Genomic DNA, 18565 nt, shown 5'->3' on the forward strand with positions numbered 1-18565 from the left:
CGGAACCGGCCCGACCGCCGATGCGTTGGTCGTTGTGTCCGGAAGGCGGCTAGCCTAGGCGGGTCCCGTGACCCATCACGGGCGATGGAGCCCGCCCACCGGGCGAGTCCACACGTTCAGTCGGGAGTGAGATCACCAGATGGCCGTCATCGAGAAGCTGCTTCGCGCCGGCGAGGGCCGGACCCTGAAGAAGCTCCAGGGCCTTGCCAAGCAGGTCAACGCCCTCGAGGCCGACTTCGAAAAGCTCACCGACGAGGAGCTGCGCGACGAGACCAAGGGTTTCCGCGAGCGCCTCGACAACGGCGAGACGCTCGACATGCTGCTGCCGGAGGCCTTCGCGGCCGTCCGCGAGGCGAGCAAGCGCACCCTTGGCAAGCGTCACTTCGACGTGCAGCTCATGGGTGGTGCCGCGCTGCACCAGGGCAACGTCGCCGAGATGAAGACCGGTGAGGGCAAGACGCTCGTCGCGACCCTGCCGAGCTACCTCAACGCCCTGTCGGGCAAGGGCGTCCACGTCATCACCGTCAACGACTTCCTCGCCGAGTACCAGTCCGAGCTGATGGGCCGCGTGCACCGCGCGCTCGGCATGGAGACCGGCTGCATCCTCGCCTCGATGACGCCCGAGCAGCGTCGTGCCGAGTACGCCAAGGACATCACCTACGGCACCAACAACGAGTTCGGGTTCGACTACCTGCGCGACAACATGGCGTGGGACCCCGCCGAGCTCGTCCAGCGTGGCCACAACTTCTGCATCGTCGACGAGGTCGACTCGATCCTCATCGACGAGGCGCGCACGCCGCTCATCATCTCCGGCCCGGCCGACCTCGCGACCAAGTGGTACGTCGAGTTCGCCCGCATCGCCGCCCGCCTGAACCGCGGTGAGGACGGCCGCGGCGACTACGAGGTCGACGAGAAGAAGCGCACCGTCGGCGTCCTCGAGTCCGGCATCGCGCGCGTCGAGGACCTCCTGGGCATCGACAACCTCTACGACACGGTCAACACGCCGCTCATCGGCTACCTCAACAACTCCATCAAGGCCAAGGAGCTGTTCAAGAAGGACAAGGACTACGTCGTCATGAACGGCGAGATCCTCATCGTCGACGAGCACACCGGCCGCATGCTCCCCGGCCGCCGCTACAACGAGGGCATGCACCAGGCGATCGAGGCGAAGGAGGGCGTCGAGATCAAGAACGAGAACCAGACGCTCGCCACGATCACCCTGCAGAACTACTTCCGTATGTACGACAAGCTCTCGGGCATGACCGGCACCGCCCAGACCGAGGCGGCCGAGCTCAACTCGATCTACAAGCTCGGCGTGATCCCGATCCCGACGAACCGCCCGATGGTCCGCAAGGACCAGGCCGACCTCGTCTACCGCACCGAGGTCGCCAAGTACGACGCCGTCGTCGACGACATCTCCGAGAAGTACGCCGTCGGCCAGCCAGTCCTGGTCGGCACCGTGTCGGTCGAGAAGAGCGAGTACCTCTCGCAGCAGCTGAAGAAGCGCGGCATCAAGCACGAGGTGCTCAACGCCAAGCAGCACGAGCGCGAGGCCGCCATCGTCGCCGACGCCGGTCGCAAGGGCGCCGTCACCGTCGCGACGAACATGGCCGGTCGAGGCACCGACATCATGCTCGGCGGCAACTCCGAGTTCCGGGCCGTCGCAGAGCTCAAGCGCCGCGGTCTCGACCCGCACGAGACGCCGGAGGAGTACGAAGCCGCCTGGGACGAGGCCCTCGCCGCGGCCGAGCGTGACGTCGCGGCGGAGCACGAGGAGGTCACCGAGCTCGGCGGACTCTACGTGCTCGGCACCGAGCGCCACGAGTCGCGACGCATCGACAACCAGCTGCGTGGTCGGTCCGGCCGCCAGGGCGACCCGGGCGAGTCGCGCTTCTACCTCTCGCTCAACGACGACCTGATGCGTCTGTTCAACGCCGGCCTCGTCGACCGCTTCATGCAGACGGCCGGCATGGAGGACAACGTGCCGATCGAGTCGAAGATGGTGACGAACTCGATCCAGAAGGCCCAGGGCTCGGTCGAGGCGCAGAACTACGAGATCCGCAAGAACGTCCTCAAGTACGACGACGTCATGAACCGCCAGCGCCAGGTCATCTACGACGAGCGCCGCGCAGTGCTCGAGGGCGAGGACCTCCACGAGCAGCTGCGGCTGTTCGTCAACGACGTCGTCGGCTCCTACGTCGACGCCGCCACGGCCGAGGGTTTCGCGGCCGACTGGGACCTCGAGAAGCTCTGGGACGCGATGCGTCAGGTCTACCCCGTCTCGCTCACCGTCGACGAGGTCGAGGACATGGCCGGCGGCCGGCAGGCCATCACCGCCGACCTGCTGCGCGAGCAGCTCATGTCCGACGCGCACCACGCGTACGACCAGCGCGAGGAGACGCTCGGCGCCGAGACGATGCGTGAGGTCGAGCGCCGCGTCGTCCTGTCGGTCCTGGACCGCAAGTGGCGCGAGCACCTCTACGAGATGGACTACCTCCAGGAGGGCATCGGTCTGCGGGCCATGGCCCAGCGCGACCCCCTCATCGAGTACCAGCGCGAGGGCTTCCAGCTCTTCGAGGCGATGATGGAGGCCATCAAGGAGGAGTCGGTCAGCCACCTCTTCTCCGTCGAGGTGCAGCTTCCTGAGGCCGCTGCGACCCCCGTCGGGGCCGCACCGATGTCGGTCGGGGACCTCGTCGGCGGGCTCGCCGCTGCCGGCCACGTGGCCGACGACACGACGGGTGCCGCCGCCCGCAACGGCGAGACGGACGAGGAGGCGGAGGCCCTGGCGGCAGGACGTCGCCCGTTCGGCTCCGGTGTCCGGGTCTCGGGCGTCGACCTCGACCCCGGGGCGCAGCGCCCGGCAGCCCTGCACTACACCGCTCCCGGTGAGGACGGTCGCGCCGTCGAGACCAGCGGCCAGCAGACCGTCGAGCGCAAGGCCGACCGCCGCGGCAAGAAGGTCAAGCGCAAGCGCCGCTGACCCACCACGCGAGACGGCCCGGCCCCTGAGGGTGCCGGGCCGTTCGCCGCCCGGTCCGAGGGCGTACGCCGCGTGTGCCCTCGTCGATGACGGGTCGCGGTCAGCCGATGGTGAGCGCCGTGACGAGCCATCGACCGTCGAGGCCCTCGAGCCGCAGGGCGAGGGCCCGGACGCGGCCGTGGGAGACGACGACGGCGCAGGCCTCGACGATGCCGTCGGCGGGCTCGCACACGCGCACGCGACGCACGATCGCCGGACGTCTCGGCCCGGGCGCGCGACGCCGGCCCGCGACCATGGCCTGCCGGGCGATGACCGAGTAGATCGTCGGCGCCGTGTGGCGGATCAGCTGCGGGGCGGGTCGCTGGCCCGAGACGACCTCGATGATGGCCTGCGCGAGGCGGACGACGAGCGGGGCGGGCTCGGGGAGCAGGCTTGTGCGGGTCGGCTGGCGGCCGAAGTCCTCGTCGTCGCGCGCGCCGAAGAAGTCGAGGGCGAGGGCGTCCTGGGCGTAGGGCGGCTCGCCGTGCCAGGCCTCGTCGGCGCTGATGATCCGTGGTGCGGTCTGGGGGATGCGTCGGACGGTGAAGCCGTCGCGCGCGGACGTGGCCGCCGGGTCGGCTGCGGGCGTCGCTCTGGCCATCACCGGGCTCCCTGCTCAGCGGCGGCGCCGCTGCCGACGCCGGGGTGGGTGACGGACGGGTGGGGCGAGGTCGACCGGGACGCGGCGGCCGGTGCCGGCGCGCTCGAGGGTGGACGGAGCTGCAGCCCGGGAACGAGCAGGTCGGGGTCCTCGCCCACGACGTCGCGGTTGGCGGCGTACCACCTCGGCCACTCGTGGGCGACCTGGGCGTCGGAAGCGCCCGGACCGAGGTGACGAGCGGCGATCGCCCAGAGGGAGTCGCCGCGACGGACGGTGACGAGGTCGTGCGCCGATGCCGCGGGCCGCGGGGCCGGCGCCAGCAGGCGTGAGCGGTCGGCGTCGTGGACGGGGGCGGGTCGGGTGGGGACGTAGCCCGGGCCGGTAAGGGCGCTTGGCGGTGCGGGTGCCCCGGTTCCCTGCGGGGCGGGTGCCGGGGTGGGTGCGTATCCGGGCCCCGCGCCGACGGTGGGATCCGGGAGGGCGGGGAGAGAGGCCCCCGGGGTTGACCGGGGAGGGCCTGCTGGAGCAGGACTCCGACCGTCCGGGGGTGCGTGGCCGGGCCTCAGGTCGGTCGGGGTGTAGCCGGGCGTCAGGTCGGTCGGCGTGTGTCCGGGCGTCAGGTCGGTCGGGGTGTAGCCGGGCGTCACGTCGGTCGGGGTGTAGCCGGGTGACAGCCCGGGCGCGGCAGACGAGGCCTGACCCCCGGCGTCGCGTGCGGTCGGCCCGGTGTCGGCGCTCGACACCGCAGCCGGTGGCAGCGCCATCGAGCCGACGGAGGCGCCGAGGACGAGGGTCAGCACCTTGCGCACCGCGACCGGGGTGACCCGTTCGGCGACCTGGCCCGCCACCCGTCCCGCCGTCCCCGGCAGGAGGGCGGCGAGGCCGAGCAGGCACCCGAGCGCCAGCCATGCGGCGAGGAGGACGCCCACCCAGGCGAGCAGGACGAGGAGCACGTCGTCGGGCCGGGCGGTGCCACCGGTCGCGCCCAGGCCTCGCCGGGCGACGGCCGCGAGGAGCACGAGCGCCGTGACGGCGACACCGAGGCCCAGGGCGCCGGCCCGGACCGAACGGGCGGTGGCCGGTGGTCCTCCGTCGGTGACGCGCGGGCTGCGCCGGACGAAGGGGGCCGTGCCCGGCTCCGCTGTCGTGCCCCCGGCTGTGGTCAGCGCCGAGCACCGTGCGGCCGTCGATGCCTGCGCTCCCCTGTTCATGGTTTCATTCAATGCAGTTTACCTACGTTTGGTCAAGTATGGTGTTGGTCAAGAAACATCGAGTGGCCCCGGTCCTCGGGGCAGGGGAGGGTGTGCGCATGCGCTGGGACCGCCTCTTCGACGACCTCGAGGCCCAGCTCGCGCTGCATGACGTGCGCGGGCTCGAGGCCGAGGTCGCAGACCGGACCCGGCGTGAGCGGGCGCTGCTCGACGTCCACGCGCGACTGCTCGCCCATGTCGACGCGACGCACGTCGGGCTGCGGCTGCGAGAGCGGGTGGTCGCGGGACGGCTCGTCGACGTCGGCCCCGACTGGGCGCTCGTCGAGACCGCGCCGGGACGGCCCGTCCTGGTGGCGCTTGCGGCGGTCCGGGCCGTGTCGGGCTTGGGGCCGGGAGCCCGGACGCCGTCGGTCGTGGCCCGACGTTTCGTGCTGGGGGCGGCGCTGCGGGCGGTGAGCCGGGACCGGGCCGTCGTGGAGGTCGTCGACGTGGACGGGCACCCGGCTACGGGGACCGTCGACGTCGTCGGGTCCGACCACCTCGAGCTGGCCGAGCACGCGCCCGACGAGACGCGGCGTTCGGCCAACGTCACCGGGCGGCTGCTCGTACCCTTCTGGTCGCTCGCGTCGGTGCGTCGCCTCTGAGGGTGGCGGGGCGGGGCGGCCCCGGGCTCACTCCTCGGCTGAGCCGCCGAAGGGGTGCGCCTGCACGAAGGACTTCGTCTCCGCGTACATCCGCTGGATGTAGCCCTCGAGCTCGGTGGCCTCGACACGCCACTGGCCACGGCCACCGATCTTGATGGCCGGCAGCTCACCGGACCGCACGAGGGCGTAGGCCTGGGCGGAGGAGATGTTGAGGATCTCCGACACCTCGGCGAGCTGCAGGAACCGCTGGGCCACGTTGTCTCCTCCTCTGGCACCGTCTCGTCGACGGCCTCGACCACACCCGTACCCGTCGCGCCGCCTCCGGGCACGGACACCGCCGCCCGACTGCCACTCGAGCGGTCGGTCCACGGCAGGGAACGTCCTCATCCTAGGGATCGACCCCGCCGTCATCGTGCGTCGTCCCCAGCTGTGCACCTGGACGGGCGGTTTGCGTCCGGTTGATGCAAGATGTTGCCGCGTCGTCGCGGTGACCTGCGCCCGGCGCGCCCAGGCATCGACCAGCGGACCACAGGGGGCCCACATGACCGAGCTCGCCACTCCCAGCGCCAAGCGCCTGCAGCGACCGTCCTGGCGCGACAGCCGCCTCGTGGTCGGCGTGCTGCTCGTCGTCGTCGCGGCGACGCTCGGTGCCAAGGCCGTCGCCAGCGCCGACGACCGGGTCCCGGTCTGGGTCGCGGCGAGCAACCTCGTCGCCGGTGACGAGGTCGAGGAGGCATCCTTCGTGCGTGCGGACGTCCGGCTCGCGGACGGCATGACCGGCTACCTCGCCGCCGACGCGCCCGCCCCGACCGGCTCGTTCATGGTGCGCGACGTGCGCGCCGGCGAGCTCGTGCCCGTGTCCGCGGTCGGTGGGGCCGACGCCGTCGACGTGCAGCGGGTGACCGTCCGCGCCGACGCGATGTCCACGACGGGGCTGGCCCGCGGCAGTCGCGTCGACGTCTTCGTCACGCCCAAGTCCTCGACGACGAGCGACGCAGCGGCCACCCCGACGAAGAAGGTCCTCGCGTCCGCCGCCGTGGCCGCGGTGATGACGAGCAGTGGCGGCTTCGGGTCGGGATCGATGACGTCGGTGCAGATCTATGTGCCCGCCGACAAGGTCCAGCCCCTCGTCGAGGCGGTGGACGGCGAGGCCAAGCTGACCCTCGTCCCGTCCGTCGGAGCCGTCACGGGCGGTGGAGCATGACCGAGGTCCTGACCGCCCTCAGCCACCAGTGGGAGTCGGCGGTCGCGACGACGCTCGAGGGCCTGCGCGACGTGACGGTGACCCGTCGGTGTGCCGACGTGTCCGAGCTGCTCTCGGTGGCCGACGCCGGCCTCGGCGACACCGCCGTCGTCTCCTCCGACCTGCGTGGACTCGACCTGGCGGTCGTGAAACGCCTGCGCGCCAATCGGATCCGCGTGATCGGGGTGCACCCCGCCGACGACGAGGGCGCGGAGCGCCGGCTCCGCCAGCTGACGATCACGGCCACCGTTGCGGTCGATGCGGGCACCGACCGGTGGCAGCAGTCGCTCGAGGACGGTGCGGCCGACGTCGACGATCTCGAGGCGGCCCTGCGCGACGGCGCGGGTCGCGACGGGGCCAGCCCGGCCGAGGCCGCCGCAGCCGCCGCAGCCGCCGCAGCCGCCGACGAGGTCTCCGGGTGGCGTCCTGCGGGTGCCGTCGCGCCGGGTCGAGCGTCGGACGAGCCGCGCGACGCCGGGGTCCTGGCCGTCGACGGCGAGGTCCCGGGTCGCGGCACTGCTCCGCGACCGGGACCCGAACGTGCGCCCGTCGTGGCGGTGTGGGGGCCCACCGGGGCGCCGGGGCGCACGACCGTCGCGACGACGCTCGCGGCCGAGATCGCCGGCCGCGGCGTCGAGGTGCTGCTCGTCGACGCCGACACCTACGGGGGCTGCGTGGCACAGACCCTGGGGCTGCTCGACGAGGCGCCGGGGATCGCGGCTGCGTGCCGCGCGGCCGACCAGGGCCTGCTCGACCTGCCCGCCCTCTCGCGGATCGCCCCCGAGGTCGTCCCGGGCCTGCGCGTGCTGACCGGGCTGCCGAAGGCGGAGCGCTGGCCCGAGGTGCGGGCCGCCGCTCTCGAGCGGGTCCTCGAGCTGAGCCGCGAGCTCGTGCGGGTCGTCGTCGTCGACTGCGCGTTCTGCCTCGAGGACGACGAGGAGCTCAGCTACGACACGGTCGCCCCCCGCCGCAACGAGGCCACCCTGACCTCCTTGGCGGCCTCCGACGTCGTCGTCGCCGTCGGTGGCGCCGACCCGGTGGCGCTGCAGCGTTTCGTCCGGGGCCTCCAGGAGCTCGGCACGGTGCCGTCCGGTGAGCCGGTCCCCGTCGTCAACCGGGTCCGCAGCGGCGCCGTCGGGTCCCGTCCCGAGTCCCGCATCGCCGACTCGCTCCTGCGCTTCGCAGGACTCACGTCGGTGCGGTTCGTGCCCGACGACGCCCCGGGCGTCGACGGGGCGCTGCTCGCCGGACGCTCGCTCGTCGAGCACGCGCCGGACTCTCCGGTGCGTCATGCCGTCGCCGACCTCGCGACCGGCCTGCTGCCGTGGACGGCCCCGCCCGGAGATCGTCGGGACCGACGCGATCGCCGCGGCCGTCGACGTCGGCTGGGCCCGGGTAGCCGCTCGTCGAGTGCTGTCGGCACCTGAGCAGGCGGCGCCGCTCAGGGCGCGAAGAGGATCGTCAGACCGCCGAGCGTGTAGAAGACCATGACGACCATGAGCGGCACCTGCCCGATCACCGCGGCGCGGCGGTCGAGGACCGTGATCGCGCGCTCGTGGGCGGCCAGGACGCCGAGCAGGTGCCCGACGACGATGCTCACGGCCTGGATCGTCGCGACGAGGGTCGGCTGGATGAGCAGGTCGCTCGGGGTGAGGTCGGCGGTGCCGAGCAGGTCGGCGCCGGTGCCGAGCGGGTCGGTCAGCAGGCGCCATGCGTACTGCCCCTGGTAGACCCACAGGGACCAGTAGTGCGCGATGACGTAGCCGCCGGCGATCGGGATCAGCGACGGAGCGATGTCGCTGACGAAGGCGAAGGAGCGGGAGAAGGGCTCGCCGGCGAGCCTCATCGAGACGACCGAGGCCAGCCAGATCGTCACGGCCACGAGGCCGAAGAACGCGAGGAGGGTGGCGGTCCGCAGCAGCGCCGACGGCACCGGTGAGGTCTGCACGAACGTCGCCCACGAGAGGTTGGCCGAGAAGCCGTCGTATGCCGTCCCGCCGAGCATGACGGCGACGGTGGGCACGAGCCCCCGCTGGCCGCGGAGGCCGTTGACACCGTGGAGGGGCGTGCGGAGCACCCATCTCCCGTCGCGGCGCCGACCGAGCGGCGCGAGCAGGCCCAGCAGGCGTGACCACGCCTCGAAGGGGTCGGCGTGGTCGAACCACGTGCGGCCGAAGACGGCCGCACCGAGCAGCGACACGGCGAAGAAGCCGGCGACGAGGAACCGGAGGAAGCCGAGCGAGGTGTTGTCCTCGGCGACGAGCTCGACCCACGTGAAGGTCCCGAGCCCCAGCGCGGCCGGCCAGAGGCCCCAGCGGTAGGGCAGCGCCGCGAGGTCGGGGGAGACGCGGGCCAGGCGGAGCAGCCCGGCGTGCAGCGCCCGCAGCGGGTTGACGACCCGCCAGACCGGACCGAGCAGCATCGAGGAGAAGGCAAGCCCCACCCAGAGCCACACGTAGACGACGTGGGGCACCGGGTTGCGGGCGGAGTCGGGGCCGAGGACGAGCGCGGCGAGCGTCCACACCGTGACGATGCCCGCGAGGACCCGCGCCACGACCCGCAGCCAGTGCGAGTCGAGGACGGCGGCGACCGGTCCGGGCAGCAGCACCCCGTCCGTGTCACTCAGGCGCGGCTCGCGCCACAGGGTGCTGATGGCGACGAACGAGATGACGAGGGCCGCGACCGCGGCGATGACGAGGGCCGTGAACGGCAGCGGGAGGTCGCCGCGGCTGCCGACGCCGTGGGCCGGGACCAGCGCGCCGAGCCGGGCTGGGGCGAGCGCGGCCGGGATGAGCCCCACGGTCAGCGGACGGCGACCGTGAGCAGGGTCAGGGCGGGGTCGTGCGTCTCCACCTCGTAGACGCCGGCCTCGGTGCCGGTGAGGCGCAGTGTCGTCGGGGTGCCGGCCTTGAGCGTCGCCTCGACGTCGAAGCCGTGGGCGTGCAGCTCGTCGTCGTGGTCGCTCGTCACGACGAGCTCGAGCGTCGAGCCGATCGGCAGGTCGACCTGCGCCGGGGCCGGAGTCACGGTCGTGCCGGTGACGGTCACCTCGAGGCGCCTGACGCTGCCCGTCGAGGCGACGCCGATGGCACCGCCCGGCCCCGGTTCGGGGCTGCCGGACGAGCACGCAGCGGCTGCGACGAGGGCGAGGACGCACACGGCATACGGGAGGGCACGAAACGCACGCATGGCCACGATCCTAGGCAGGGGCGTCTGGCAGAGTGTGAGCATGTCTGACCGCCTGACCTCGCTCGACGCGTCGTTCCTCTACCTCGAGGAGTCCACCACGTCGATGCACGTCGGGTCGGTCATGGTCTTCCAGCCTCCTCGCGAGGGGTTCGACTACGACCAGCTCGTCCGGATCATCGAGAGCCGGATCGGGGCGATCCCTCGCTTCCGGCAGAAGGTCCGCGACGTGCCGGGACGCATCGGCAACCCCGTGTGGGTCGACGACGAGGCCTTCGACATGGGCTACCACGTGCGCCGTGCGGGCCTCCCACGCCCGGGCAGCGACCGGCAGCTGCAGGACTTCGTCGCGCGGGTCCAGCCGCGCAAGCTCGACCGCACCCGCCCGCTGTGGGAGGTCTACCTCGTCGAGGGGCTGCACGACGGCCGGTTCGCCATCGTCACCAAGACGCACCACGCGCTCATCGACGGCGTCAACGCCCTCGACATTGCCCACGTCATCGTCGACGCCGTCAAGGGCGAGGGCCAGGACGACGTCGTCGTGCCGTGGGAGCCGAGCCGTTCGCCCTCGTCGGTCGAGCTCGTCACCGGGGCCGTCATCGACGCGGTGCGGCGCCCGACCCAGGTCGTCGACCTCGTGCGCGGCGGCCTCAACGACGCCCTCAACGTCGGCCTCCGTGCCGTCGAGTCCGCCGGCCAGGTGCTCTCCACCGTCGCGCGCACCGCGGCGCGCCCGGCCCCCGACTCGCCCCTCAACGCCGAGATCGGGTCGGCCCGCCGGTGGGTCATGATCGCGACCGACCTCGAGGACTACCGCCTCGTGCGCAAGCGCCTGGCGCGTGGCGCATACGCCGAGGACGTGACGATCAACGACGTCGTGCTGGCCACCATCGCCGGCGGCTTCCGCGCGTGGCTCCTCGGACGCGGCGAGGCCGTGAGCCCGCACACGTCGGTGCGGGCGATGGTGCCGGTCAGCATCTACGGCGACGACCCCGCCGGGATGTATGCCAACCAGGTCATGGCGTGCGTCGTCAACCTGCCCGTCGGCGAGCCCGGGGCCTCGATGCGCCTGCACCAGATCGCCTTCGCGATGCGCCAGCAGATGGAGGGCGGCCAGGCGGTCGGCGCGACGTCCCTCGCCAACCTCGCCGGGTTCGCCCCGCCGACCCTGCACGCCCTCGGGGCGCGGCTCGGCTCGGCGATGTCTCGCCGGCTCTACAACGTCATGATCACCAACGTGCCGGGCCCGCAGGCCCCGCTCTACGCCGGCGACGCCGAGATGCTCTCGACCTATCCGGTGACGCCGCTCGCCAAGGGGCAGGCGCTCTCGATCGGCATCACGTCCTACAACGGCGGCGTCTACTTCGGCCTCAACGCCGACCGCGACGCGATGCCGGACGTCGACGTGCTCGGCCAGTCGATCGTCGAGTCGCTCGCCGAGCTGACGAGCGGGAGGGAGTCCTGATGCCGGTCGTGCGTGTCTACGTGCCGCTGGGCCGTGCGGGCCTCGAGGAGCTCGCCGGCACGGGGGCGCTCGCGGCCGGACCGGGCACCCCGCGCACGGCGTATGCCGTCACGTCGCGCCTCGAGCAGGCCGCGCCGGGTCTCGACGTCGAGGACCTCGAGTACGCCGCCTTCAGCGATGCGGTGGAGGCGGCGGCCGGGCTGCGGTCCACGCGCTCGGACCGACGGGTCGTCGCGTCGGCGGACGCCGACGCCTCGTGGGTCGCACCGCGCGACGGTGCGCCCGTGTCGAAGGTGGTGCTCACGTCGCCGGTACCGCTCTCGCGCGTCGCCTCCTTCCACCTCGACGACGAGGTCACGGGGGGTGTCGACGAAGAGGCGGACGAGCTGCTCTGGTACGACGTCACCGAGCTCGACGACGTCCGTTCCTTCTTCGGCTGAGCTCGCCCCATGGCCGACGACGAGGTGGTCGCGCTCTACGACGAGGCCGGCGAGGTCGCGGGGTCGGCGCCGCGCTCGGTCATGCGTGCCCGCAACCTGCGCCACGCGGCGTCCTCGATCGTCGTGCGAGACCCGCTGGGGCGCGTGTACGTCCACCGGCGCACCACGACGAAGGACGTCTACCCGGGTCTGCTCGACCTCGCGGCCGGTGGGGTCGTCCTGGCGGGGGAGGACCCGTCGCGGGGCGCGGTGCGCGAGGTGGAGGAGGAGCTCGGGGTCTCCGGGGTCCGGCTCGAGCCGCTCGGGGTCGCGGACTACGCGGACGACCACACCCGCTACCGCGCCTTCCGGTTCGTCGTGACGTGGGACGGTCCGATCCGGTGGCAGCCAGAGGAGGTGTCGTGGGGGGAGTGGGTGACCGTCGAGGAGCTGGTGCGCCGGTTCGACGACCAGCCGGGGAGCATCGTGCCCGACAGCGTGGCGGTCTGGTCGCCGATCGTGCGCGCGTGGAACGCCGACCGGGTCCCGCTCCCGCAGGGGTGGGACACCGTGGCGACGCTCGTGGAGCGGCGCTGGGTCGACCGCACCGCGCGCCGCCCCGAGGTGGAGACCGCCCTGCTCGCCGAGGCGGTCCTGCTCCCGGCGATCGGGGACGGCCTGCCCGTGGAGGTGCCTCGACCGGTCGTGCTCGACCGTGAGCCGCTGCGCGTGCGGCACGTGCTCGTCGAGGGAGAGGCGGTCGACCCGGGACACCTGACGTCCGAGGACGGCGATGTCTTCGCGGCCTTCCTCTCGGCGCTCCATGCCACGCCGTTGCCCCTGGCCGCGGACGCCGGCTGCCCGTCGGCGGCGGACGACCACGTCCAGCGGGCTGCGCGGGCGGAGGGCTTCCGGCACGTCGTGCTGCCCCTGCTGCCGCCCGACCTCCGAGCGACCGGTGAGGCGCTGCTCGACCGCGTCTCCACGGTCGGTGCCCAGGCCCTCTGCCACGGCGACCTCGTCCCCGCGCACGTCCTCGCCCGTGACGGGCGCCTGTCCGGCGTCATCGACTGGGGCGCCGCCCGGGTCACCGACCCCGCCGTGGACCTCGCCTGGGCCCTCAACGCGACGTCCGCCGCCTTCGTGGAGGCCGTGGCGTCCGAAGTGGACCACGACACGCGGGCGCGGGCCCGGGACTGGTATGCGCTCGCACCGTGGTTCGCCGTCCACCACGGCGCGGCACCGCCCGGGATCGGGCTCTCGGGTGAGCCGTCGACGGCGGTAGAGCGTGCCGTCGGGGCCGTGCTCTCGCGTCTGCTGTGGTGGCGCGACGCCTGACGGGTTGCCGCGATCTCACCAGGCTCTTGTCAAGAACCGAACGATCGTGCTTTTATGAGTGCGTGAGCAAGGGTGAGAGCACCAAGACTGCGATCCTCGACGAGGCGACCGAGCTCGCGTCCCTCGTCGGGCTCGGAGGTCTCACCATCGGCACGCTCGCCGCGGCGACGAAGTTGAGCAAGAGCGGTCTCTACGCCCACTTCGCGTCCAAGGAGTCGCTCCAGGTCCAGGTGCTCCAGCACGCCCGCGACCGGTTCACCGACGTCGTCATGCGCCCGACCGTGGCGACACCCCGCGGCGAGCCGCGGGTGCGTGAGTTCTTCGACCGGTGGATCACGTGGCAGTCCACCGGCTACGCCGGGGGTTGCATCTTCGTCGACGCAGCAAGCGAGTTCGACGACCAGGAGGGGCCGGTCCGTGACGAGCTCGTGCGCGCCGAGCGCGACAAGCTCGAGTCCCTGACCATGATCGTCGGCACCGCCGTGAGCGAGGGGCACTTCCGCGACGACGTCGATCCCGAGCAGTTCGGCTACGAGCTCGAGGGCATCGTGCTCGCCCACCACCATGCACGTCGTCTGATGCGCGACGGCCGGGCCGAGGAGCGTGCTCGGCGGGCCTTCGACCGCCTCGTCGACGACTGCCGGCCCGTCGCCAGGTCGGCCTGAACCCGACGGCACGTCCGCCGTCCGACCACCCAACCCACTGCCAGTCCAGGAGTCATCATGGTCTTCGTGTCGTCAGAGAAAAGCACGATCGTTCGGTCGTTTGTGAGAACCGGTCTTCGCGTGGCCGAGCCCGTGGCCCCGGGCGTCGCAGCGCACGTCGCCGAGCGTCTCTGGTTCCGGCTCGGGTCCCCGCGACCCGCGCCCTCCGCGGTCGTCACCACGGCCACCCCGGTGCGGGAGCTGCTCGGATCAGCCTTCGAGGTCGGGCTCCGGGGTCGCGCCGTCCGCGGCTGGACCTGGGGCGATGGCCCGGTCGTCTACCTCATGCACGGCTGGGGCGGGAGCCTCGAGCAGCTGACACCGCTCGTCGCGCCCCTGCTCGACCGCGGGATGCAGGTGGTCGCCTTCGACGGGCTCAGCCACGGCCGCTCGGACCCGGGTGTCCACGGCGCAGGGTCCTCCGACGCCGTCGAGCTCGGTCGCTCCCTCGACGCCGTCGCCGCACGCTTCGGGCCGGCGCGCGCCGTCGTCGCGCACTCGATGGGCGCCCTGTCCGCGCTGCTCGCGATCCGTGACGGCTGGCTCGCGGCGGAGCGGCTCGTGCTCATCGCCCCGCCGAGCGGCATACCCGACCTGCTCGTCCAGCTGACGAGCGAGCTGGGCCTGGGTGAGCGGACCACCCGCCGGCTCGTCGAGCGCATCCACCTCCGCACCGGCTACGCGCCCGACGAGCTCGACCTCGTGAGGATCGCGTCCGCCCTCGAGCGCCGCGAGCGGCCCGAGCTGCTCGTCGTCCACGACCTGCTCGACCGTGAGGTGCCGCACGCCCCGTCCGCCCGCCTCGTGCAGTCCTGGCCCGGGGCGCAGCTGCTGTCGACCGCCGGGCTCGGGCACCGCCGGGTGCTCGCGGACGCGGCCGTCGGGGGAGCGGTGGCACGCTTCGTCGACCGGCTCCCGGTGGAGCCCAGCCTGCACGGTGACGACCGGCCCCAGCCGTTCGCCGACGAGGTCGCCGACGGCGCCTCGGGCGTGGGCACCCGGACCCGCGCCGGCGCGGCCTGACCGTCCCACGTGCTGGTCCGGGGGAGTCGCAGCCGCGTCATCCCTTGTTACCTTGCGCGGATGGACTTCACCGCTGACGAGTACGCCCGCCGCGATGCCGACCGCCTCCGCGAGATCCTCTCGGGACCGCCCGTGACGTGGGTCTTCCTCGGCGACAGCATCACGCAGGGCGTCGTGCACACGCACGGCCGTCGCGGCTACGTCGAGCACTTCGCCGAGCGCGTACGCGGTGAGCTCGGGCGTCGTGGTGACGCGGTGATCAACTCCGGGGTGTCCGGGGCGACCACCGAGGACCTCCTGCCCGAGTTCCACTGGCGTGCAGGGCGTTTCGCGCCCGACGTCGTCTTCGTGATGTTCGGCACCAACGACATCCTGGCCGGAGAGGACGGGGTGCGCGCGTTCCGCTACCGCCTCGACCAGATCGTCCAGCGCTCCCGCGACGTCGGTGCCACCGTCGTCCTCCAGACGCCGCCGCCAGTGCTCGAGGACGGCGGACGCGGGCCCCGTCTCATCGCGCTCTACGCGGAGGCGGTGCGCGAGGTCGCACGCGACCTCGGCGTCCTCGTCGTCGACCACGCTGCCGCGTGGGAGGCCGCCGCGTCCGACGCCGGTGAGGACGTGGCGCCCGCCGGGTGGCTCGACGACACGTTCCACCCCGGTGCCCGCGGTCACCACGAGCTGACGCTGACCCTCCTGTCGACCGTCGGCATCGCCGACCCCGCCAGCGAGGTCTGTTCCCTCGACGCCGAGGACACCGTGGGCGCCCACTCCTGAACCCCGCCACGCACCCACGCGCGGCGATCGCGGGGCGCGCGGCGCTCCCTGACCCACCCGACGGACGTCGCCGCGGGTCAGGGTGACTCAGGGTCGGATCAGGGTGCTCCCCAGCAGCGGAACGGCTCGGGGTCGCGCCACGATGGGGTCATGACACAACCGATCCCTCACCCGTCCGGCCAGTCCCTGGCGCCGACGAGCGAAGAGCGCACGTGGGCCGTCCTCGGCCACCTGGCCGCCATCGTCGCCGCCGTCATCTCCGTCGGCTGGCTCAGCTTCGTCGGCCCCCTGCTCATCTGGGCCATCTACAAGGACCGCAGCGCGTTCGTCCGCAAGGCCGCCGCCGACTCCTTCAACTTCAACCTCGCCGTCTGGGCCGCCATCATCGTCGGCTGGGTCATGCTCTTCACGGTGATCCTCATCCCGGTGGCCGTCATCGTGTGGATCGTCGCCGTCGTGGCCGCGTTGTGGTTCCACATCCGGGCGGCGATGGCCGCCAGCCGCGGTGAGTCCTTCCGCTACCCGTGGGGCATCCCCGTCCTGCACTGACGGGCACTGCGGCAGGCATGGAACGATGGGGTGGCTCCGCCCACGAGGCGGACCACCCCACTCGCCTTCATCGGGCGAAGCCCCGTGCCAACCGCAGGAGAACTTGATGGACGCCGTGACCCACGTGCCCGCACCGGCCAACGAGCCGGTGCTCGACTACGCACCGGGCTCGCCCGAGCGAGCCGCGCTCGAGGTCGCCCTCGCCGAGCTGGGGTCGACCCAGACCGAGCTACCCCACACGATCAACGGTGAGCGCGTCACCGGCACCGGCCGCAAGGTCGCCGTGCGCCAGCCGCACGCCCACCGCAAGGTCCTCGGCACGCTGCGCAACGCCACGGTCAAGGAGGGCCAGGCGGCCGTCGACGCCGCCAAGGCCGCCGCCCCGATGTGGCGCGAGCTGTCCTTCGACGACCGCGCCGCGATCCTGCTCAAGGCCGCCGAGCTGCTCTCCGGACCGTGGCGCGCCCGCCTCAACGCCGCGACGATGCTCGGCCAGAGCAAGACGGCCTACCAGGCCGAGATCGACGCCGCGTGCGAGCTCATCGACTTCTGGCGCATCAACGTCCACTTCGCCCGCCAGATCCTCGAGCAGCAGCCGCCGCTCAACGCCAAGGGCATCTGGAACCGCTCCGACTACCGCTCGCTCGAGGGTTTCGTCTACGCGATCACGCCGTTCAACTTCACGGCGATCGCCGGCAACCTGCCGACCGCCCCGGCGCTCATGGGCAACACCGTCGTCTGGAAGCCGAGCCCGACGCAGCAGCTCGCGGCGCAGCTGACGATGGAGCTGCTCGAGGAGGCCGGCATGCCGCCGGGCGTCATCAACCTGGTGACCGGCGACGGCATCAACGTCAGCAAGGCCGCGCTGCGCGACGAGGACCTCGCCGGCATCCACTTCACCGGCTCGACGCCGACGTTCAAGCACCTGTGGCACGAGGTCGGCACCAACCTCGACCGCTACCGCACCTACCCGCGCCTCGTCGGCGAGACCGGCGGCAAGGACTTCATCCTCGCCCACCCCAGCGCCGACCCGGCCGTCCTGCGCACGGCGATGATCCGTGGCGCCTTCGAGTTCCAGGGCCAGAAGTGCTCGGCCGCCTCGCGTGCCTACGTGCCGGCGTCGGTCTGGAAGCAGATCAAGGGCGACCTCGTCGACATCACCAACGGCCTGACGCAGGGCGACGTCACCGACCTGTCCAACTTCATGGGTGCCGTCATCGACGACCGTGCGTTCGCCAAGCACAAGGACGCCATCGACCGGGCTCACGCGACCACGGGCATCGACGTCGTGGCCGGCGGCACCTACGACGACTCGGTCGGCTACTTCGTGCGCCCGACGGTGCTCGAGATCAAGGACGCCGCCGACGAGTCCTTCCGCACCGAGTACTTCGGCCCGATCCTGTCGGTGCACGTCTTCCCCGACGCCCAGTACGACGCGGTGCTCGACCAGATGGAGCGCTTCGCGCCCTTCGGCCTCACCGGCTCGATCATCGCCCAGGACCGTCGCGTCATCGCCGACGCCACGAAGCGTCTGCGCTTCGCCGCCGGCAACTTCTACGTCAACGACAAGCCGACCGGTGCCGTCGTCGGCCAGCAGCCGTTCGGTGGCGGCCGCGCGTCCGGCACCAACGACAAGGCGGGCGCGGCACAGAACCTGCTGCGCTGGACGAGCGTCCGCTCCATCAAGGAGACGTTCGTCCCGCCGACGAACCACACCTACCCGCACATGGGCTGACCCTCCCGAGGCGCGTATGCCGCTGGGCCCGTCTCCGTCAGGAGGCGGGCCCAGCCGCGTGTCGACGCCACGGTCGTGGCGGGCAGCGGGTCAGGCGCGCCCGGACAGCCAGGCGTTGCCGGTGCGCTGCTCGCTGCGGATGGCGTCGATGACCGCGGGGGCTGCGGCCTTCTCGACCTTGCCGCCGAACAGCGGGATCGACGCCTTGAGGTCGCCGTCGATGGTGATCTGCGTGCCGCTCCCCGAGGGGGCGAGGCGGATCGTCGACCGCATGGCGACCGGCGCGCCCGCCACCTCGACCGTCAGCGTGCCCGAACGCGAGCCGTCGCCGCCGGCTCCACCCCACTCGTAGGTCTCGGTCACCGAGAGGGTCGAGCCCACGATGGACCTCGCGAAGTCGGGGAGGTCGTCGGCCGGGAGGTCGCGCTTCGTCACGACGCGCGTTCCGTCCCCGGCGGGGCTGACGGCGGCCTCGTGCCGGTGCGCGCCGGCCTCGACGCACTTGCGCTCCTGGAAGGCCACGTCGGAGACCATGGCGTAGACGGTCTCGGGCGGGGCGGCATACGTGATCGTCTCGGAGATCTTCATGGCCGACACGCTATTGCACGGCCCGCCGCACCCCGAGGACGTACGCCGTCCGACGGGTCACGT

The 18565-nt window shown here is 72.5% G+C and carries 18 protein-coding genes; 12 read left to right on the plus strand and 6 right to left on the minus strand.

The window, feature by feature from the left end; translation table 11 throughout:
- The first annotated feature begins 139 nt into the window (after window positions 1-139).
- Window positions 140-2983, plus strand: a complete 2844-nt coding sequence (secA, locus tag ASD90_RS07135) for a preprotein translocase subunit SecA (protein WP_056753324.1) — start codon at window positions 140-142, stop codon at window positions 2981-2983.
- Window positions 2984-3083: 100 nt separating this feature from the next.
- On the opposite strand, the gene ASD90_RS07140 is transcribed toward secA, so the two are convergent.
- Window positions 3084-3623, minus strand: a complete 540-nt coding sequence (locus tag ASD90_RS07140; RefSeq protein ID WP_056753327.1) for an Rv3235 family protein — start codon at window positions 3621-3623, stop codon at window positions 3084-3086.
- Window positions 3623-4834 (minus strand): hypothetical protein, encoded by a 1212-nt coding sequence (locus tag ASD90_RS07145; protein ID WP_056753330.1) that lies wholly within the window; start codon window positions 4832-4834, stop codon window positions 3623-3625. Before ASD90_RS07145 ends, ASD90_RS07140 begins: the two co-directional genes overlap by 1 nt.
- A 98-nt stretch (window positions 4835-4932) precedes the next feature.
- Between ASD90_RS07145 and ASD90_RS07150 the strand changes: the two genes are divergently transcribed.
- On the plus strand, window positions 4933-5478 hold the full coding sequence (locus ASD90_RS07150; protein ID WP_056754617.1) for a hypothetical protein: 546 nt from the start codon (window positions 4933-4935) through the stop codon (window positions 5476-5478).
- A 27-nt stretch (window positions 5479-5505) separates the two neighbouring features.
- Here ASD90_RS07150 and ASD90_RS07155 read toward each other — a convergent pair whose 3' ends face one another.
- Window positions 5506-5733, minus strand: a complete 228-nt coding sequence (locus ASD90_RS07155; RefSeq protein ID WP_020142994.1) for a helix-turn-helix domain-containing protein — start codon at window positions 5731-5733, stop codon at window positions 5506-5508.
- A gap of 286 nt (window positions 5734-6019) precedes the next feature.
- Between ASD90_RS07155 and ASD90_RS07160 the strand changes: the two genes are divergently transcribed.
- Window positions 6020-6682 (plus strand): hypothetical protein, encoded by a 663-nt coding sequence (locus tag ASD90_RS07160; protein ID WP_056753333.1) that lies wholly within the window; start codon window positions 6020-6022, stop codon window positions 6680-6682.
- On the plus strand, window positions 6679-8148 hold the full coding sequence (locus tag ASD90_RS07165; protein ID WP_056753336.1) for a ParA family protein: 1470 nt from the start codon (window positions 6679-6681) through the stop codon (window positions 8146-8148). The genes ASD90_RS07160 and ASD90_RS07165 overlap by 4 nt, the downstream gene beginning before the upstream one ends.
- A gap of 14 nt (window positions 8149-8162) precedes the next feature.
- Here the strand turns inward: ASD90_RS07165 and ASD90_RS07170 are convergent, their stop codons facing one another.
- The gene (locus tag ASD90_RS07170; RefSeq protein ID WP_235506416.1) at window positions 8163-9521 is read right to left on the minus strand and encodes a hypothetical protein; all 1359 of its coding nucleotides are present in this window, start codon (window positions 9519-9521) and stop codon (window positions 8163-8165) included.
- 2 nt (window positions 9522-9523) lie between these two features.
- Complete coding sequence (locus tag ASD90_RS07175; protein ID WP_056753341.1) at window positions 9524-9910, minus strand: hypothetical protein; 387 nt, start codon at window positions 9908-9910, stop codon at window positions 9524-9526.
- 40 nt (window positions 9911-9950) lie between these two features.
- On the opposite strand from ASD90_RS07175, the gene ASD90_RS07180 reads away from it, so the two are divergent.
- From ASD90_RS07180 to pruA, 8 genes are all read left to right on the plus strand, one after another.
- On the plus strand, window positions 9951-11372 hold the full coding sequence (locus ASD90_RS07180) for a wax ester/triacylglycerol synthase family O-acyltransferase (protein ID WP_056753343.1): 1422 nt from the start codon (window positions 9951-9953) through the stop codon (window positions 11370-11372).
- Window positions 11372-11812 (plus strand): hypothetical protein, encoded by a 441-nt coding sequence (locus tag ASD90_RS07185; RefSeq protein WP_056753345.1) that lies wholly within the window; start codon window positions 11372-11374, stop codon window positions 11810-11812. The genes ASD90_RS07180 and ASD90_RS07185 overlap by 1 nt, the downstream gene beginning before the upstream one ends.
- 9 nt (window positions 11813-11821) lie before the next feature.
- Window positions 11822-13129, plus strand: coding sequence for a phosphotransferase (locus tag ASD90_RS23765; RefSeq protein WP_162260182.1), 1308 nt, complete (start codon window positions 11822-11824; stop codon window positions 13127-13129).
- A 62-nt stretch (window positions 13130-13191) separates the two neighbouring features.
- Window positions 13192-13794: a TetR/AcrR family transcriptional regulator gene (locus tag ASD90_RS07195; RefSeq protein ID WP_056753347.1), complete on the plus strand. Its 603-nt coding sequence runs from the start codon at window positions 13192-13194 to the stop codon at window positions 13792-13794.
- A gap of 120 nt (window positions 13795-13914) precedes the next feature.
- Window positions 13915-14856, plus strand: coding sequence for an alpha/beta hydrolase (locus ASD90_RS07200; RefSeq protein ID WP_056753350.1), 942 nt, complete (start codon window positions 13915-13917; stop codon window positions 14854-14856).
- Between the two features lie 60 nt (window positions 14857-14916).
- Window positions 14917-15630 carry an SGNH/GDSL hydrolase family protein gene (locus tag ASD90_RS07205; RefSeq protein WP_056753353.1) on the plus strand — a complete coding sequence of 238 codons (714 nt, stop codon included), beginning with the start codon at window positions 14917-14919 and terminating at the stop codon, window positions 15628-15630.
- 150 nt (window positions 15631-15780) lie between these two features.
- On the plus strand, window positions 15781-16179 hold the full coding sequence (locus ASD90_RS07210; RefSeq protein WP_056753356.1) for a DUF4870 domain-containing protein: 399 nt from the start codon (window positions 15781-15783) through the stop codon (window positions 16177-16179).
- 106 nt (window positions 16180-16285) lie between these two features.
- Complete coding sequence (gene pruA / locus ASD90_RS07215; protein WP_056753359.1) at window positions 16286-17914, plus strand: L-glutamate gamma-semialdehyde dehydrogenase; 1629 nt, start codon at window positions 16286-16288, stop codon at window positions 17912-17914.
- 90 nt (window positions 17915-18004) lie between these two features.
- Here the strand turns inward: pruA and ASD90_RS07220 are convergent, their stop codons facing one another.
- The gene (locus ASD90_RS07220; protein ID WP_056753362.1) at window positions 18005-18502 is read right to left on the minus strand and encodes a DUF2505 domain-containing protein; all 498 of its coding nucleotides are present in this window, start codon (window positions 18500-18502) and stop codon (window positions 18005-18007) included.
- Window positions 18503-18565 lie beyond the last annotated feature (63 nt).

This window comes from Terrabacter sp. Root181, assembly GCF_001428505.1.
Lineage (GTDB): Bacteria > Actinomycetota > Actinomycetes > Actinomycetales > Dermatophilaceae > Terrabacter.